Below are 14980 nucleotides of genomic sequence, written 5' to 3' on the forward strand. Positions count from 1 at the left end.
GTTTTCTCACCGAGAGTATGAGGCCCGTGTCCCCTCGAATCGGCATCCGCGACGTGGCCAAAGCGACAGGACTGTCGATCACCACGGTCTCCCACGCGCTGAGCGGCAAGGGACGCGTCTCAGACAAGACCCGCAAAAGCGTGCGGGCCGCCGCCGAGCGCCTGGGCTACCAGCCGGATCCGGTCGCGGCCGGGCTGGCCTCGGGACGGGTCGGCGTGCTGGGGATACTGGTCGAGCACATCGGGTCCCGGCAGTGGGAGCACACCTACCGGCCCTACTACGCCGCCTTCACCTCGGGCGCCACGATGCTGGCCGTCGAGCGCGACCACGCGCTGGTCGTGCTGCCGACCGAGCTGTGGGGCCGGGTGCCGCTCGACGGGCTGATCGTCGTCGACCCAGGACATGGGCACCCGTTCATGACCGAGAAGCCGACCGTGGCCGACGGGCGGCCGCTCGACGCCGGGTTCGCCGCCGTGCCGGTGATCGAGAGCGACTCCGACCTGCGCCTGCACGAGCTGCTCGACCACCTGCGCGGCCGCGGTGCCGAGCGCGTGGCGCTGCTGACCGGCTCCGATCCCGACTCCTACACCCTCGACACCGAGCAGGCCTACCGCGCCTGGAGCCTGGCGACGGGCAACCCGGTGATCATCGAGGCGCTCCAGCCCGGCGAGCCGCCCGTGGCGGCGGCCGAGCGGCTGCTGTCGCGTCCCGGCCGTCCCGACGCGGTGCACGGGCTGAACGAGACCTACGGCGAGGCGCTGCTGAGCACCGCCCGCAGGCTCGGGCTGTCGATCCCCGGCGACCTGCAGGTAACGATCATGTGCGAGACGGCCGAGGACAAGCAGTGGGACGTGCCGCTGACCGTGCTGAGCCTGGAGGCGGAAAGCCGCGGCGCGCTGGCGGCGGGGGCGCTCATCGACCTGCTGAACGGCGGCGATCCCGGCAGGCTGCTGGTGCCGACCCGGCTGGTGATGCGGGGCTCGACGATCTGAGTACCCCTGTACTCATGCGCGATCCCCGCTCCGGCGCGATCGTGCGGCTATGTTCGCCATACGCGCGCGCCGCCTGTTCGACGGCGTCGACATGCACGAGAACCGGGTCGTGATCGTGGACGGGTGGCGGATCGCCGACGTCACCGACGACGCGCCCGACGCCCTGGACCTGGGAGACGACGTCACGCTGCTGCCCGGGCTCATCGACTGCCATGTCCACCTGGCCTTCGACGCCAGTCTCGACCCGATCGGCCACCTGGACGCGCCCGGCCTGGCCGACCGGATGCGCCAAGCGGCCGGACAGCACCTCCACGCGGGCGTCACCACGGTTCGCGACCTGGGCGACCGCGACTATCTGGCCCTCGATCTCGGACTCGGGGTGACCGAGGGCCCCGAGATCATCGGCGCGGGCCCGCCGATCACCACCCCCAAGGGTCACTGCTGGTTCCTGGGCGGCGAGGCCGAGGGCGAGCAGGGCGTACGCGCCGCGGTCAAGGAGCGGGCCGAGCGCGGGGCGCGGGTGGTCAAGATGATGGTCACCGGCGGGGAGATGACCGCGGGCAGCGAGCCGTACCTGCTGCAGTACGGCATGGCCGAGCTGAAGGCGGCCGCCGAAGAGGCTCACGAGCACGGCCTGCCCATCGCCGGCCACGCCCACGCCCCCGACGGCATCGTCTACGCGCTGGAGGCCGGGTTCGACACGATCGAGCACTGCGCATTCTGGACCGAGGACTCCATCGAGCCCGACGCGGGCATCATCGCCAGGCTGGCCGCCTCGGACGTGATCGTGTCGCTCACCGCCGGGATAATCCCGGTGCGCAACCTGACGCCGCCGCCCAATCTGGCCAAGCGGATGCCGCTGCTGATGGACGCGCTGCGGCAGCTGTATCGGGGCGGGGTGAAGTTCGTCATCGGCAGCGACGCGGGCATCGCGCCGATCAAGCCGCACGGGGTCCTGCCGTTCGGCGCGAAGATGCTGGTGGACCTGGGCTTCGAGCCGGTCGACGTGCTGCGCTCGATCACCTCGCGGGCCGCTCGGGCCTGCCGGGTGGACGACGCCAAGGGCCGCATCGCCCCCGGGTTCGACGCCGACCTGCTGGCCGTGCGGGGCGACCCGCTCGCCGACGTCACCGCACTGCAGCTTCCCGTGGCGATCTACCGGCTCGGCAGGAGGGTGCCGCTGCCGGGTTAGGGTTCCAGGGTGCGGATCGGAGTCCTGGGACCGCTCCAGGTGGCGGGGGCCGGCATCGGCGCCGCCCGGGTGCGGGTGCTGCTGGTGCGGCTGGCGCTGGATCCAGGGCGGGTGGTGACGGCCGAGCGGCTGATCGACGACCTGTGGCCGGAGGAACCGCCCGAGCACCCCATGGCCGCGCTGCAGTCGCTGGTGTCGCGGGCGCGGCGGCAGGCGCCGGGGCTGATCGCCTCCCATCCGGCCGGTTACCTGCTCGACGTGCCGCCCGACGAGGTGGACGCCTGGGAGTTCGAGCGTCTGGTGCGGGCCGGCGAGTCGCGGGCGGCGCTGGCGCTGTGGCGCGGGCCCGCGCTGGCGGACGCGCTGGGCCTGCCGTTCGCGCAGGGCCCGGCGGCGCGGCTGGAGGAGCTGCGGCTCGCGGCGCTGGAGGCCGCCGGTCCATCGCTGCCGGAGCTTGAGGGGCTGGTCGCCGGGCATCCGCTGCGCGAGGGGCTGCACGCCCTGCTCATGCGCGCGCTGGTCGCGGCCGGGCGGCGCGCCGAGGCGCTGGAGGTCTTCGAGCGGATCCGGGTACGGCTGGCCGACGAGCTGGGCATGGACCCGGGAGACGAGCTGCGCCAGGCGCACCTGCTGGCGGTGCGGGACCCGGAGCCCAGGACCAACCTGCCGGCCCGGCTGACCAGCTTCGTCGGGCGCGGCGACGACGTCGCGCGGCTGCGTGTCCTGCTGGAGGGCGGGGTCAGGCTCGTCACCCTGACGGGTCCCGGCGGTGCGGGCAAGACGCGGCTGGCGGTCGAGCTGGCCGACTCGCTGACCGCGCGGGGCGGCCCGGTGTGGCTGGTGGAGCTGGCGCAGGCCACGGCGGTGCGGGCGGCCATCGAGGCCACGCTGCGCGTCACCGACCCGGTGGCGGAGCTGCGCGGCGGCTCGGCGGTGATCGTGCTGGACAACTGCGAACACGTGATCGACGAGGCCGCCCATGTGGCGCAGTGGCTGCTGGCCGAGGTGCCGTACCTGCGGATCGTGGCCACCAGCCGGGAGCCGCTCGACATTCCCGGCGAATCGCTGCACCCGGTGACGCCGCTGCCCGAGGCCCCGGCCGTGGAGCTGCTGCTCCACCGGGCCGCCGCGGCCAGGCCGGATCTGGAGGTCGAGCCGCGGGAGGCGGCCAGGATCTGCCGGGAGCTCGACGGCATCCCGCTGGCGATCGAGCTGGCCGCCGCCCGGCTGCGCACGATGCCGGTCTCGGCGCTGGTCGAGCAGCTGGGCGACCGGCTGGGCTTCCGCGGCAGCCGTACCTCGGAGCCGCGGCATCGGACGCTGCGAGCGGTGATCGACTGGAGCTGGAACCTGCTGTCGGATCAGGAGCGGGAGCTGCTGCGCGGGTTGACGGTGTTCTCCGGGGGCGCGACGGCCGAGGCGGTGCGGCAGGTGTGCGGCGGCTCGCTGGAGGTGCTGTCGTCGCTGGTGGACAAGTCGCTGATCGCCGTGGCGGGCGACCGGTACACGATGCTGGAGACGATCAGGCAGTACGCGGCGGCCGAGCTGCCCGAGGTGACGGCGGCGCACGCGCGCTACTACACCGGGCTTGCCGAGACGGCCGAGCCGTACCTGCGGACCGGCGACCAGCTGAGGTGGCTGGCGGTGCTGGACGCCGAGCAGGGCAACCTGGACACGGCGCTGCGGCGTACCGACGACCCGCTGCGGCTGATCCTGGCCAGGATGTGGCCGTGGATCATGCGGGGCAGGCGGCGCGAGGCGGCCGAGCAGGCGGCGGCGGTGCTGCGCCGGGTCGGCCCGCTGGCCCCGGCCGGTCGCGAGCTGGCGCACGGGCTGTGCATGGTGACCGTCACCGGCGAGATCACCGAGGCGGTGCTGGAGTCGGACCATCCAGCCGCGCTCAACTGCTTCGTGGTGGCCAGCCTGACCGGGCCGCCACAGGGCACGGTCGCGCTGACGGAGTCGGCCGCCGAGCGGCTGGGCGATCACACCGACCCGTGGACCAGGGCGGCCGTCGGGCTGATCGCCGGCATCGTGCGCTTCGAGTACGGCGCGGTGGCGGGCACGGAGGACCTGCTGCTGCCGGCGCTCGACGGCTTCCGGGCGACGGGCGACCGGTGGGGCCTGTCGTACACGCTGCACTGGCTGTCGCTGGCCGCCGAGAACCGCGGCGGCTACGCCGCCGCGCTCGAGCTGGCGGAGGAGTCGGAGCGGTTCGGCGCCGAGATCTCCGGCCTGGAGACGCCGGCGGGCCCGATCCTGTTCCTGGTACGGCTGGCCCGCCTGACAGCGGGCACGGACGACCTCGCGGGCGCCGCGTCCCTGCTCGACAGGGCCTGGCAGACGGCGCAGCGGGCGGACGAGCCGCTCTCCCTGGCCAGGGTGCTGCACGTCAGGGGCGAGCTGGCCAGGCGGTCCGGTGACGGCCAGGCCGCCGCCGAGCTGCTGCGGCAGGCGCTTGAGCTGGCGGGAGCCGACGCGCCCGCGCAGTTCATGGCGGCCGTGCACGTGGAGCTGGCCCGGGTGTCCGAGCCTGGCGAGCAGCTGCGGGCGGCGCTGGAGCTGATGGCCGATTGCCCCGACAGGACCGCCAGGGCGACGGTGCTGGAAGGCGTGGCCGAGTTCTGCGCGCCCCCGATGGCCGCAGAGCTGCTCGGGGCCGCCTCGGCGCTGCGCGGCATCGCCGTCGATCGCGAGGACGTGCGGGAAGCGCTCGGCGAGCAGGCCTACCGGGAGGCGCTGGCCAGGGGTGCGGGGATGCCGAACCCCGAGAGGTACGCGCTCAGTCCCGCCTCGTCGCCGTGGTAGCCGATGTAGCCGTCGGGGCGGACCAGCATGACGCCCTCCTGGCCGGGAAGCGGGGGCACCACCGTGATCTGCTCGCCGTACTGCTGCGTGGTGTCGGCCAGCAGCAGGAAGCCGGTGCCGCGCTGCTCGGCGAGCAGGGCGCCGAGCCGCTGGCCGCCGCGCTCGCCCACCGACAGCGGGCTGCCGTAGTAGGCCAGGCCGAGCTGCTTGGTCTCGTCGCCGCGGCTGAGGTCCTGGTCGCGTAGCAGGCGGGTGCTGAGCCCGAGGACGTGCTCGGCCACGCCCATCCGCTCGTACTCGTAGGTGTCGATCAGCCGCTCGTCGCCCGAGGCGAGCTTCCAGCCGAGGTTGTAGGCGTCCTGGACGCCGGTGTTGAGCCCCTGGCCGCCGGCCGGTGAGTGCACGTGGGCGGCGTCGCCGGCCAGGAAGACGCGGCCCACCCTGAAGCGGTCGGCCATGCGGATGTTGACGCGGTATTCGGAGCGCCACACGACCTCGTCGATCTCGACGTCGGTCACCTCGTCCAGGCTGTCCAGCGTCGTGACGAGCTGGAAGACGTCGGTGCCCGGCAGCGGGCACAGGCTGACGCGCAGCTCCTTGGCCACCATGTCGCCCCAGATGTGCCAGTGGTCGCGGTCGAGGCCGCGCACCTTGACGTCGGCCAGCAGCATCCGCTCGCTGTCGAAGGTCTCCCCCGCGAAGCCGATGCCGAGCCGCTTGCGCACGGTGCTGCGCCCGCCGTCGGCGCCCACGAGGTAGGCGCAGCGCACGGTCTCGCCGGTGCCCAGGGTGACCGTGACGCCGTCGGCGTCCTGCTCGAAGTCCGTCACCTCGGTGCCCAGCTCGACGTGGTGTCCCAGCTCTGCCAGCCGGTCGCGCAGGATCCGCTCGGTGCGCCACTGCGGCTGCATGACCAGGTTCGGGTACGGCTCGCCGTCCGTGACCGGCTTGACCTCGTCCATCCGGCCTTCCCAGACGACCTTGCCGTCCTGGTAGCTGCGGATGGGCGGGTAGGCCGAGCCGGTGGCCACGATCTCGTCGATGACGCCGAGGTCGTCGAAGACCTCCTGCGTGCGGGGCTGTAGCCCCTTGCCGCGCACCCCGCCGGGGTGCTCCGGCGAGCGCTCCACGATGCGCAGGTCCACGCCGCGGCGGGCGAGCTCGATGGCCAGGGTCAGTCCTGTCGGCCCGGAGCCGACGATCAGCACGTGTGTCATGCCGCAGACGGTGCCTGATCCCGCTGTCAGATCTCTGCCAGGCGCTGTCACCCTTGACCGCCATCTGACGAGCGTCCCGTTCATGGGACCTCCTCCCCGTGCCGCCATTGTGAAGCCGGGTGGAGGCCCCGTAAACGGGCTATGGGCGCAGCCTCGGGGGTGGCCGATCCTCGATAATCATGTATCTTGACAGTCAAGGAAAGAGGGATGCATGGACATTCGCGAGCAGCTGGGACTGGAGGTGCAGGCCTCGCAATCCGTCGTGGACGCCTTCGACGAGGCCGCCGCTCTGTACCTGGGCGTCAACAGGACCGACCTGCGGTGCCTCGAGGTGTTGCTGCAGGACCAGGAGATGACGCCGTCCCAGCTGGGCATGGCGCTCGGGCTGACCACCGGCAGCGTCACCGCGATGCTCGACCGGCTGGAGAAGCTGGGCTACCTGACCCGCTCCCCCGATCCGGGCGACCGGCGCAAGGTGATCGTGCGGGCAACCGAGGAGACCGCCGCGAAGTCCTGGGAACTGTACGGGCCGATCGTCCAGGAGGGCTCCTCCATCCCGGCTTCGTACACCGACGAGCAGGTCGAGCTGCTGCTGGATTTCACCAGGCGGTCGCGGGAGCTGTACGAGCGGCACGTCGCCCGGGTCAGGGAGATGGTCGGCGAAAAACGCCCACGTAAGCGATGATCTTCCTTCTTCGCGGATAATGCGCCACGCTGGGGGCTAGTTTCACAGCGACGTGAGGAGACCCGTGGTCGATCCGGTAGCGCTCGAAAGCCGGGGCAGTGACTTCGCCCGGCTGGCGACGAAGATCCAGGACGCCGGTCTCCTCGACCGGCGTCCTGTGTATTACGCGGTCCGGCTGAGCCTGGCCGCGCTCGCCTACGCCGGCTCCTGGGCGCTGTTCCTGTGGGTGGGCGACTCGTGGTGGCAGCTGCTCGTGGCCGCGCTACTGGCGGTGGTGTTCACGCAATTCGGATTCGTCGCGCACGACCTCGGGCACCGGCAGGTCTTCCGCACGCGCCGCCCCAGCGACGTGGCCGGACTGATCCTCGGCAACGCCTGCATCGGGCTGGGCTGGGGCTGGTGGAACACCAAGCACAACCGCCACCACGCCAATCCCAACCACGAGGACCACGATCCCGACGTCTCCCCCGCGGTGATCGTCTGGTCGACCGACCAGGCCGCCAGGAGCACCGGGCTGCCCCGGTTCATCGCCCGCCGCCAGGCCTTCTTGTTCTTCCCCCTGCTCACGCTGGAGGCCTGGCACCTGCACGTGGCCAGCTTCAAGGCGCTGCTGAAGCCGTCGGCCAAGCGCCGCCCGGTGGAGGCGGCCCTGCTCGTGGCCCACTTCGCGGTCTACTTCGGCGTGGTGTTCGCCACCCTGTCGCCGGGCAAGGCGCTGGTGTTCCTGGCCGTCCACCAGGGACTGTTCGGGCTGTACCTGGGCAGCACGTTCGCGCCCAACCACAAGGGCATGCCGGTGCTGACGTCCGCGGACCGGCTCGACTACCTGCGCAAGCAGGTGCTCACCGCGCGCAACGTCACCGGCGGGCTGCTGCTGGACGTGGCTTTCGGGCAGCTCAACTATCAGATCGAGCACCACCTGTTCCCCAACATGCCGGCGCCCAACCTGCGGCACGCCCAGCCGATCGTGCGGGCCTACTGTGCGCAGGAGGGCGTCGACTACGCCGAGTGCGGGCTGCTCAGCTCCTACGGCCAGGCGCTGAGGCACCTGCACGACGTCGGGGCCCCGCTGCGGGCCTAGCCACCGAGCCGCTGGAGCAGACCTTCTCGTCTGCGTTCCAGTTCGGCGATCAGCTCGTCCTGCTCGTCGGCCATCTGGATCATGGCGGAGCGCTCGACCAGGTCGGTCGCTCCGATCTCCCCGATCTGGACGCGCAGTTCGCGGTTGGCGGCCTTCAACTTGGCCAGGTCCTCATCGACCTGGCGAAGTTCGTCCCTAGTGCTCATCTCCGTGATGTACCCGCCCGCGGAGGGCCGCTAGCACAATGGGGGGATGCGCAGATTGCCGTGGAGCATGCTGATCTCCATCGGGGCCGTGGTGGCCGTGGTGATCGGCACCGCGCTGGCCTTCATGCTCCAGGAGGGCAACCAGGCCAACGCGCTCGACTTCGTGCTCCCGGTGGTGGCCTGCACCATGGTGCTGCTGCGCGAGCGCTACCCGGTGACGGCGCTGATCGTCGCGTCCCTGGCGACGATGATCTACTACCCCATGGCCGTCTTCGACGGGCCGCTCATCATCCTGCCGTTCCTGGTCCTGTACACCGCCGCCGACAAGGGCCACCTCGTCGCCGCCATCGTCACCACCGCCGTGTGCCTGCTCGGCCTGGGGCTGGGCGAGATGGGCCCGGTCCGGCACGTGGACAACAGCACGTTCCTCCTGATCACCGGTTGGATGGTGGCGGCCGTCGCGGCCGGCGGGGTCACCCGCAACCGGCGCGCCTACCTGCGCGAGGTCGAGCAGCGCGCGATCGAGGCCGAGCACGGCAGGGAGGAGGAGGCCAGGCGGCGCGAGAGCGAGGAGCGGCTGCGCATCGCCAGGGAACTGCACGACGTGCTCGGCCACAACATCTCCATGATCAACGTGCAGGCCTCCGCCGCGCTGCACGGACTGCGCAAGCGACCCGAGGACGCCGAGCAGGCGCTGCAGACGATCAAGCAGGCCAGCAAGGAGACGCTCCGCGAGCTGCGCACCACGCTCGGCGTGCTGCGCCAGGTGGACGAGGACGCCCCCACCTCGCCGGCCGACAGCCTGGCCAGGGTGAGCGAACTGGTGGCGGCCAGCGGGCTGGAGGTGCGGACCGAGGTGTCGGGACCGCTGGACGGGGTGCCGACCGAGGTGGACCTGGCCGCGGTGCGCATCATCAGGGAGGCGCTCACCAACGTCTCCCGGCATTCCGGCTCCGACACCGCCGCGATGGCCATCACCCGCGAGTCCGGGAATATCGTGATCAGCGTGGAGGACGAGGGGCCGGGATCCGTCTACGCCGACGGCAGCGGATTCGGCCTGCAGGGCATGCGGGAGCGGGCGACCGCGCTGGGCGGGACCCTGGAGGCGGGGCCGCGCCCCGGCGGCGGGTTCCGCGTCCTGGCCACGCTGCCGTTACAGGCCAGCCGTACCCGACAGAAGGAGAGCCGATGATCCGCGCGCTGCTGGCCGACGACCAGAGGCTGGTGCGGGCCGGGTTCCGGTCCATCCTCAGCGACGAGGACGACATCGACGTGGTCGGCGAGGCCGCCAGCGGCGGCGAGGCGGTGGCCATGGCCAGGGAGCTGCGGCCCGACGTGGTGTTGATGGACATCAGGATGCCGGAGCTGGACGGGCTGGAGGCGACCCGGCGCATCGTCACCGACCCGCGGATGGACGGGGTGCGGGTGATCATCCTGACCACGTTCGACCTGGACGACTACGTCTACGGCGCGCTCAAGGCCGGGGCCAGCGGGTTCCTGGTCAAGGACACCGAGCCGGCCGAGCTGATCCACGCGGTCAGGGTGGTGGCGCGCGGCGACGCGCTCATCGCGCCCTCGGTGACGCGGCGGCTGATCGCCGAGTTCGCCGGGCGGGTGCAGCGTCCCGAGCCGGGCCCGGAGCTCAACGCGCTCACCGAGCGCGAGCGGGAGGTCCTCGTCCTGGTCGGCAACGGGCTGTCCAACGACGAGATCGCCGCCCACCTGGTGCTCAGCCCCGCCACGGCCAAGACGCACGTCAGCCGCATCATGACCAAGCTCGCCGCCCGCGACAGGGCCCAGCTGGTGGTGCTGGCCTACGAGGCGGGCATGATCACCCCGGGCTGGCTTACTCCCTGAGGAGTACGGCGGGCGGTCCCCCGGCACCCGGGAAGTACGCGTAGTGACTGCCCGGGCATGACGCGGCGGCGGTAGCCGTACCGGGATGCTCGCTGGCATGGACACCCTTGAGCTCGCTCGTCTGCAGTTCGCCCTCACGGCGGGGGCGCATTTCCTGTTCGTGGCCCTGACATTGGGACTGGCCACGCTGGTGGCGATCATCCAGACACGCGCGACGCTCACCCGCAGCCCGGTGCACGAGCGGATGACGCGCTTCTGGGGCCAGCTGTACGTGATCAACTACGCGATGGGAATCGCGACCGGGCTGGTGATGGAGTTCCAGATCGGGCTGTCGTGGAGCGGGCTGACCGAGTTCGCCGGGAACGTGTTCGGCGCCTCGCTGGCGATCGAGACGCTGGTGGCCTTCTTCATCGAGTCGACGTTCCTGGGGCTGTGGATCTTCGGCTGGAACCGGTTGAACCGGTGGGCGCACCTGGCGTTGATCTGGATCGTCACGCTGACGGCTTACGCCAGCGCCTTCTGGATCATGGTGTCCAACGGGTTCCTGCAGCACCCGGTCGGCTACCGGGTGGCGGGCAGGACGCTGGAGGTGACCGACTTCGGCGCCGTGGTGTCCAACCCTGCGGCGCTGGTCGCCTTCGGCCACATCCTGTCCGGGGCGCTGGTCCTGGGTGGGCTGTTCATGGCCGGGGTGAGCGCCAGGCACCTGCGCAAGCGGACGCCCGAGCAGGACTTCTTCCGCAAGTCGCTGCGGATCGGGATCGGCGTGGCGCTGCCCGCGCTGCTGCTCACCGCGACCATGGGCGGCATCGGCTTCGACACGTTGCAGCCCACCAAGCTGGCCACCTACGTCGGCAGCGCGGACCGGATGGCGCAGGCGCAGGCCGACATGATCGCCCGCTACGGCCCCGGCGACTACCTGCCGCCGTCGGGCTGGGTGCAGGGCGGGTCGATGACCATGCTGATCCTGTTCGGGGTGATGCTGTTCGTGCTGATTCCCAGCTTCCTGCTGATGCTGATCCGGCCGGTCGTGCGCAGGTTCCGTGCCTGGCACTGGCTGCTGACCGCGATGATCCCCGTCCCGTTCGTCACCATGCTGGCCGGGTGGATGTTCCGCGAGATGGGGCGCCAGCCGTGGGCCGTCTACGGGCTGCTGAAGACCTCCGACGCGATGACCCCCGGGGTTCCTGTCGGGTTCTCGCTGGCCGGCTTCGTGACAGTGTTCGGCGTGCTGATCCTGGTCAACTACTGGCTGCTGGCCCGTACGGCGCGCCGCGGCCCCGACGCCGTCGCGCTGGGGACCACCGGTCAGGTCGAGGCGCCGGCTCCGGCGCTGAGCTTCTGAGGAGTACGTAATGGAGACTTTCGTGCTGGCCTTCTTCGTACTGGGTTACCTGGTGCTGGCCGGGGCCGACATCGGGGTCGGGATGCTGCTGCCGTACCTGGGGCGTGGGCCCGCGGAGCGGCGCGAGGTGATCGCCGCGATCGCGCCGTTCTTCCTGGGCAACGAGGTGTGGCTGGTGGCCGCCGGCGGCGTGCTCGCCGGGCTGTTCCCGCAGCTGGAGGGGCGGCTGCTGAGCGAGAACTTCGTCGTCGTGGTGACGCTGGTGCTGGCCTGGGTCGTGCGGGACATGGGGCTGTGGCTGCGCGGGCGGCTGGCGGGGGCCCGCTGGCAGGGATTCTGGGACGGCGCGGTCGTGGCGGGCAGCTGGGGGCTGGCACTGAGCATCGGCTCGCTGCTTGGCGACGTGCTGCTCGGCATCCACGGGCCCGTCGCGCTGCTGCCCGCGGTGGTGGTGGCCGCACTGTTCGGGGTGCACGGGCTGTCCTTCGCGGCGCTGCGCCTGCGGGGGCCGCTGCGCCGCAGGGCCGCCGTGCTGTCGGGCGGGGCGGGCGAGGTGCGCACCTACGCGCTGACGGCCGCGGGGCTGGTCCTGGTGGGGGTGCTGGCCGGGCTCCGGCTGCCGCTGGCGCCGGGGGCGCCGGGGGCCTGGCTGGCGCCGGTGATCATAGCGATCGTGCCGTTCCTGGTCGCCTCGCAGGCGTGGGTGTGGTGGACGTTCAGGGGCAGGGTGACCGGGCCGTCGTACCTGTGAGAGCGTTCGCTGCATGAAGGTACGTGAACTGCGGCTTGTCGTGACGGCCGAGGACTACGAGCAAGCGCTGGCGTTCTACCGGGACGCGCTCGGCATGCCGGAGCGGGGGGCGTTCTCCTCGCCCGATGGTGGCAGGGTGACGATCCTGGAGGCGGGCAGGGCCACGTTGGAGATCACCGATCCGCGCCACGCGGCCTACATCGACGAGGTCGAGGTGGGGCGCAGGGTGGCCGGGCACATCCGGGTGGCCTTCGAGGTGGACGACTCTACGGTCACCACGGACCGGCTTGAGGAGGCGGGCGCGACCGTGGTCGCCCCGCCGACCAGGACCCCGTGGAACTCGCTGAACTCCCGCCTCGAGGGGCCCGCAGGGCTCCAATTGACCCTCTTCCAGGAACTGGGGAGTCAGGAGGACGAATCGTAGGCCGTGCGTGAGGTGGCCACGTACTCGCGGTGCCGCTCGGCCCAGCGAAGCAGCGAGCCGACCTCGACCGACAGGGTCTCGCCCACCCGCGTCAGCGCGTAGTCCACGCGCGGCGGCGAGGTGGGCGTGACCGTCCTGGTCACCAGGCCGTCGCGCTCCAGGCTCCGCAGCGTCAGCGTCAGCATCCGCTGGGAGATGCCCTCGATGTGGCGCTGGAGCTCGGAGTAGCGTCGCGGCCCGTGGCCGAGCAGGTCCATGACCAGCACGCTCCACTTGTCGCCCACGCGGTCGAGCACGTCACGGAGCTCGCAGCGAACATCGTTGTGCGTTACGCGGGTCAAAGTGCCTTCTTCCACGTCACCCAGCATATGCCCCACACTCTCATCGAGTAACTAACGAACAGAAAGTGTGGTACCGAATCATGCGTGCAGTGACATTCGAGGCGTTCGGCCAACCTCTCGCCGTGACCGAGCAGGCCGTTCCCGTGCCGGGTCCCGGTGAGGTCCTCGTCAAGGTGTCCGCTTCGTCGGTCAACGGCTTCGACCTGGCGTCGCACGCCGGGATGCTGCAGGGGGCCTACGAGTACGAGTTCCCCGTCACGATGGGCAAGGACTTCGCGGGCGTGGTCGCGGAGGTCGGGCCAGAGGTGACGGAGTTCGCGCCGGGCGATGAGGTCTTCGGCGTGGTGGCGCGACCCACCCTGGGGCAGGGCGGCTTCGCCGAGTACGTCGCGGTGCCCGCCGCCTACGGGATCGCGAAGATCCCGGCGGGGCTCGACCACGCTCGCGCCGGGGCGCTGGGTCTTGCGGGCACGGCCGCGCTCAACTCGGTCGATGCCGTGGCGCCCGCCGCGGGGGAGATCGTGCTGGTCTCAGGGGCGACAGGTGGCGTGGGCTCGATCGCGATCCAGCTCCTGGTCGCGCGCGGGGTCACGGTGGTCGCGACCGCCCGGGCGGGTGCCGAGGCCGAGTTCGTGACCGGCCTCGGCGCGACGCACGTGGTGGACCACGCCGACCTGGAGGCGCAGGTACGCGCCGTCGCGCCGGCCGGCGTGGACGCGGCCCTGCACCTCGCCGGTGATGGCGCGGCTGTGGCGGGGCTCCTCGTCCCCGGCGGCCGGTTCACCTCGACGATCCACTTCGTCCCGGACGTCCCCGGCATCAAGGCCACGACCATCATGTCCGACCCCAACCAGGACACCCTCGGCCGCCTGGCCACCGAGGCGGCCGCCGGTCGGCTGAAGGTCGCACTGGCCACGGTCTACGACCTCACCGAAGCCCCCAAGGCCGTCGCCGACTTCACCACCGGAACCCTGGGAAAGCTCGGAGTCCGCATCTAGAAACCCACGCGCCCCGTACGGCGGGAAGCTTCGACCGGGGTAGCGCCCTGTACGACGGGAAGCTTCCGCCGGGGTGCCAGGAGGACGGATTGCCCTGTACGGCGGGAACCTTCGGCCGGGGTGCTACGAGGACGAAGCGCCGTGACGGCGGGGAACTGGCACCGACTCGCCGGAAGCGCCGGGCGCGGGTCCTCAGGCGAAGTGCGGCGGGCGGCCGGCGGCGGCGGCCTCGCCGTACATCAGGAAGCCTTTCATGGAGAAGCCCTACACGACAGAGAGAGCTACAGGTTGCCGCCGCCCGTCGCGTCGATGGTGGTGCCGGTCATGAAGCGGGAGGCATCGCCGGCGGCGAAGGCGACGACGTCGGCGATCTCGTCCGGGTGACCGATGCGGTTGAGGGCGTGGCGGCCGGCGGCGTAGGCCTCGACCTCGGGGCTGTCGTGGAGCCAGGGCGCGTTCATCGGCGTGTCGATGATCCCGGGCGCCACGTTGTTGACCGTGATGCCGCGCGGCCCGAGCTGCTTGGCCAGGGCGAGGGTGAAGGTCTGCACCGCCCCCTTGGTCATGGCGTACGCGATCCCCTCAGGGAAGGCGATCCGCGCGACGCCCGAGGTGAGGTTGACGATGCGGCCCCCGTCGGGGATGAGCGGCAGCAGGCGCTGGGTGAGGAAGAACAGGTCGCGCACGTTGACGGCGAAGACCCGGTCGAAGCCCTCGGCGGTCTCCTCCTCCAGGCGCCGCTGCTCGGCGATGCCAGCGTTGTTGACCAGCACGTCGAGCCGGTCGACCTCCTGCTCGAGCTGCGTGGCCAGCGACTCGACGGCACCCTCGACGCCCAGCTCGGCCTGGATGGCGAAGGCCTGGCCACCGCCCTCCTCGATGGCCTGCACGACCTGCTTGGCGGACTCGGCGTCCCTGGCGTAGTTCACAGCGACCCGGAAGCCGTCGGCGCCCAGCCTGAGCGCGGTCGCACGGCCGATTCCCCGGCCGGCACCGGTGACAAGAGCGGTCTTCATCGCGTCACACCTTTCTTTAGCGATTGATACAGAAACCGTAACATAGCGACCGCTATAGAATGTGTCC

Annotated in this window: 15 protein-coding genes; 11 read left to right on the forward strand and 4 right to left on the reverse strand. The window is 71.4% G+C overall.

Going from position 1 to position 14980, the window contains the following annotated elements; translation table 11 throughout:
• Positions 1 to 26 precede the first annotated feature (26 nt).
• Genes ACIBHX_RS38685 through ACIBHX_RS38695 form a run of 3 tightly spaced genes read left to right on the forward strand, consistent with a single transcriptional unit; the run spans position 27 to position 4992 of the window.
• Positions 27 to 992 carry a LacI family DNA-binding transcriptional regulator gene (locus ACIBHX_RS38685; protein WP_397072419.1) on the forward strand — a complete coding sequence of 322 codons (966 nt, stop codon included), beginning with the start codon at positions 27 to 29 and terminating at the stop codon, positions 990 to 992.
• 49 nt (positions 993 to 1041) lie between these two features.
• Positions 1042 to 2184: an amidohydrolase family protein gene (locus ACIBHX_RS38690; protein ID WP_397072420.1), complete on the forward strand. Its 1143-nt coding sequence runs from the start codon at positions 1042 to 1044 to the stop codon at positions 2182 to 2184.
• A gap of 9 nt (positions 2185 to 2193) precedes the next feature.
• The gene (locus ACIBHX_RS38695; RefSeq protein ID WP_397072421.1) at positions 2194 to 4992 is read left to right on the forward strand and encodes a BTAD domain-containing putative transcriptional regulator; all 2799 of its coding nucleotides are present in this window, start codon (positions 2194 to 2196) and stop codon (positions 4990 to 4992) included.
• Here the strand turns inward: ACIBHX_RS38695 and ACIBHX_RS38700 are convergent.
• Positions 4911 to 6209, reverse strand: coding sequence for an FAD-dependent monooxygenase (locus ACIBHX_RS38700; RefSeq protein WP_397072422.1), 1299 nt, complete (start codon positions 6207 to 6209; stop codon positions 4911 to 4913). The two genes, ACIBHX_RS38695 and ACIBHX_RS38700, sit on opposite strands and share 82 nt — an antisense overlap.
• Before the next feature lie 211 nt (positions 6210 to 6420).
• Between ACIBHX_RS38700 and ACIBHX_RS38705 the strand changes: the two genes are divergently transcribed.
• Entirely contained in the window at positions 6421 to 6894 is a 474-nt protein-coding gene (locus ACIBHX_RS38705) for a MarR family winged helix-turn-helix transcriptional regulator (RefSeq protein ID WP_397072423.1), read from the forward strand.
• Between the two features lie 64 nt (positions 6895 to 6958).
• Positions 6959 to 7975 carry a fatty acid desaturase family protein gene (locus ACIBHX_RS38710; RefSeq protein WP_397072424.1) on the forward strand — a complete coding sequence of 339 codons (1017 nt, stop codon included), beginning with the start codon at positions 6959 to 6961 and terminating at the stop codon, positions 7973 to 7975.
• Here ACIBHX_RS38710 and ACIBHX_RS38715 read toward each other — a convergent pair.
• A complete protein-coding gene (locus ACIBHX_RS38715) occupies positions 7972 to 8181 on the reverse strand; it encodes a hypothetical protein (RefSeq protein WP_397072425.1) in 210 nt (69 codons plus the stop codon). The two genes, ACIBHX_RS38710 and ACIBHX_RS38715, sit on opposite strands and share 4 nt — an antisense overlap.
• Before the next feature lie 46 nt (positions 8182 to 8227).
• Here ACIBHX_RS38715 and ACIBHX_RS38720 point away from each other — a divergent pair, with 46 nt between their 5' ends.
• The 5 genes from ACIBHX_RS38720 (at position 8228) to ACIBHX_RS38740 (ending at position 12558) form a co-directional block, all read left to right on the forward strand.
• Complete coding sequence (locus tag ACIBHX_RS38720) at positions 8228 to 9373, forward strand: sensor histidine kinase (RefSeq protein ID WP_397072426.1); 1146 nt, start codon at positions 8228 to 8230, stop codon at positions 9371 to 9373.
• Positions 9370 to 10038, forward strand: a complete 669-nt coding sequence (locus ACIBHX_RS38725; protein WP_397072427.1) for a response regulator — start codon at positions 9370 to 9372, stop codon at positions 10036 to 10038. The genes ACIBHX_RS38720 and ACIBHX_RS38725 overlap by 4 nt, the downstream gene beginning before the upstream one ends.
• A gap of 97 nt (positions 10039 to 10135) precedes the next feature.
• A complete protein-coding gene (locus tag ACIBHX_RS38730; protein ID WP_397072428.1) occupies positions 10136 to 11383 on the forward strand; it encodes a cytochrome ubiquinol oxidase subunit I in 1248 nt (415 codons plus the stop codon).
• A gap of 10 nt (positions 11384 to 11393) precedes the next feature.
• The gene (locus tag ACIBHX_RS38735) at positions 11394 to 12134 is read left to right on the forward strand and encodes a cytochrome d ubiquinol oxidase subunit II (protein ID WP_397072429.1); all 741 of its coding nucleotides are present in this window, start codon (positions 11394 to 11396) and stop codon (positions 12132 to 12134) included.
• A gap of 13 nt (positions 12135 to 12147) precedes the next feature.
• Positions 12148 to 12558, forward strand: coding sequence for a VOC family protein (locus ACIBHX_RS38740; protein ID WP_397072430.1), 411 nt, complete (start codon positions 12148 to 12150; stop codon positions 12556 to 12558).
• On the opposite strand, the gene ACIBHX_RS38745 is transcribed toward ACIBHX_RS38740, so the two are convergent.
• Positions 12540 to 12899, reverse strand: coding sequence for a winged helix-turn-helix transcriptional regulator (locus tag ACIBHX_RS38745; protein WP_397072431.1), 360 nt, complete (start codon positions 12897 to 12899; stop codon positions 12540 to 12542). The genes ACIBHX_RS38740 and ACIBHX_RS38745 overlap by 19 nt on opposite strands.
• An 80-nt stretch (positions 12900 to 12979) precedes the next feature.
• Between ACIBHX_RS38745 and ACIBHX_RS38750 the strand changes: the two genes are divergently transcribed.
• Positions 12980 to 13897: an NADP-dependent oxidoreductase gene (locus tag ACIBHX_RS38750; protein ID WP_397072432.1), complete on the forward strand. Its 918-nt coding sequence runs from the start codon at positions 12980 to 12982 to the stop codon at positions 13895 to 13897.
• A 281-nt stretch (positions 13898 to 14178) separates the two neighbouring features.
• On the opposite strand, the gene ACIBHX_RS38755 is transcribed toward ACIBHX_RS38750, so the two are convergent.
• Entirely contained in the window at positions 14179 to 14913 is a 735-nt protein-coding gene (locus ACIBHX_RS38755) for an SDR family NAD(P)-dependent oxidoreductase (RefSeq protein ID WP_397072433.1), read from the reverse strand.
• Positions 14914 to 14980: the final 67 nt, after the last annotated feature.

Source organism: Nonomuraea sp. NPDC050536 (genome assembly GCF_044457685.1).
GTDB lineage: Bacteria > Actinomycetota > Actinomycetes > Streptosporangiales > Streptosporangiaceae > Nonomuraea.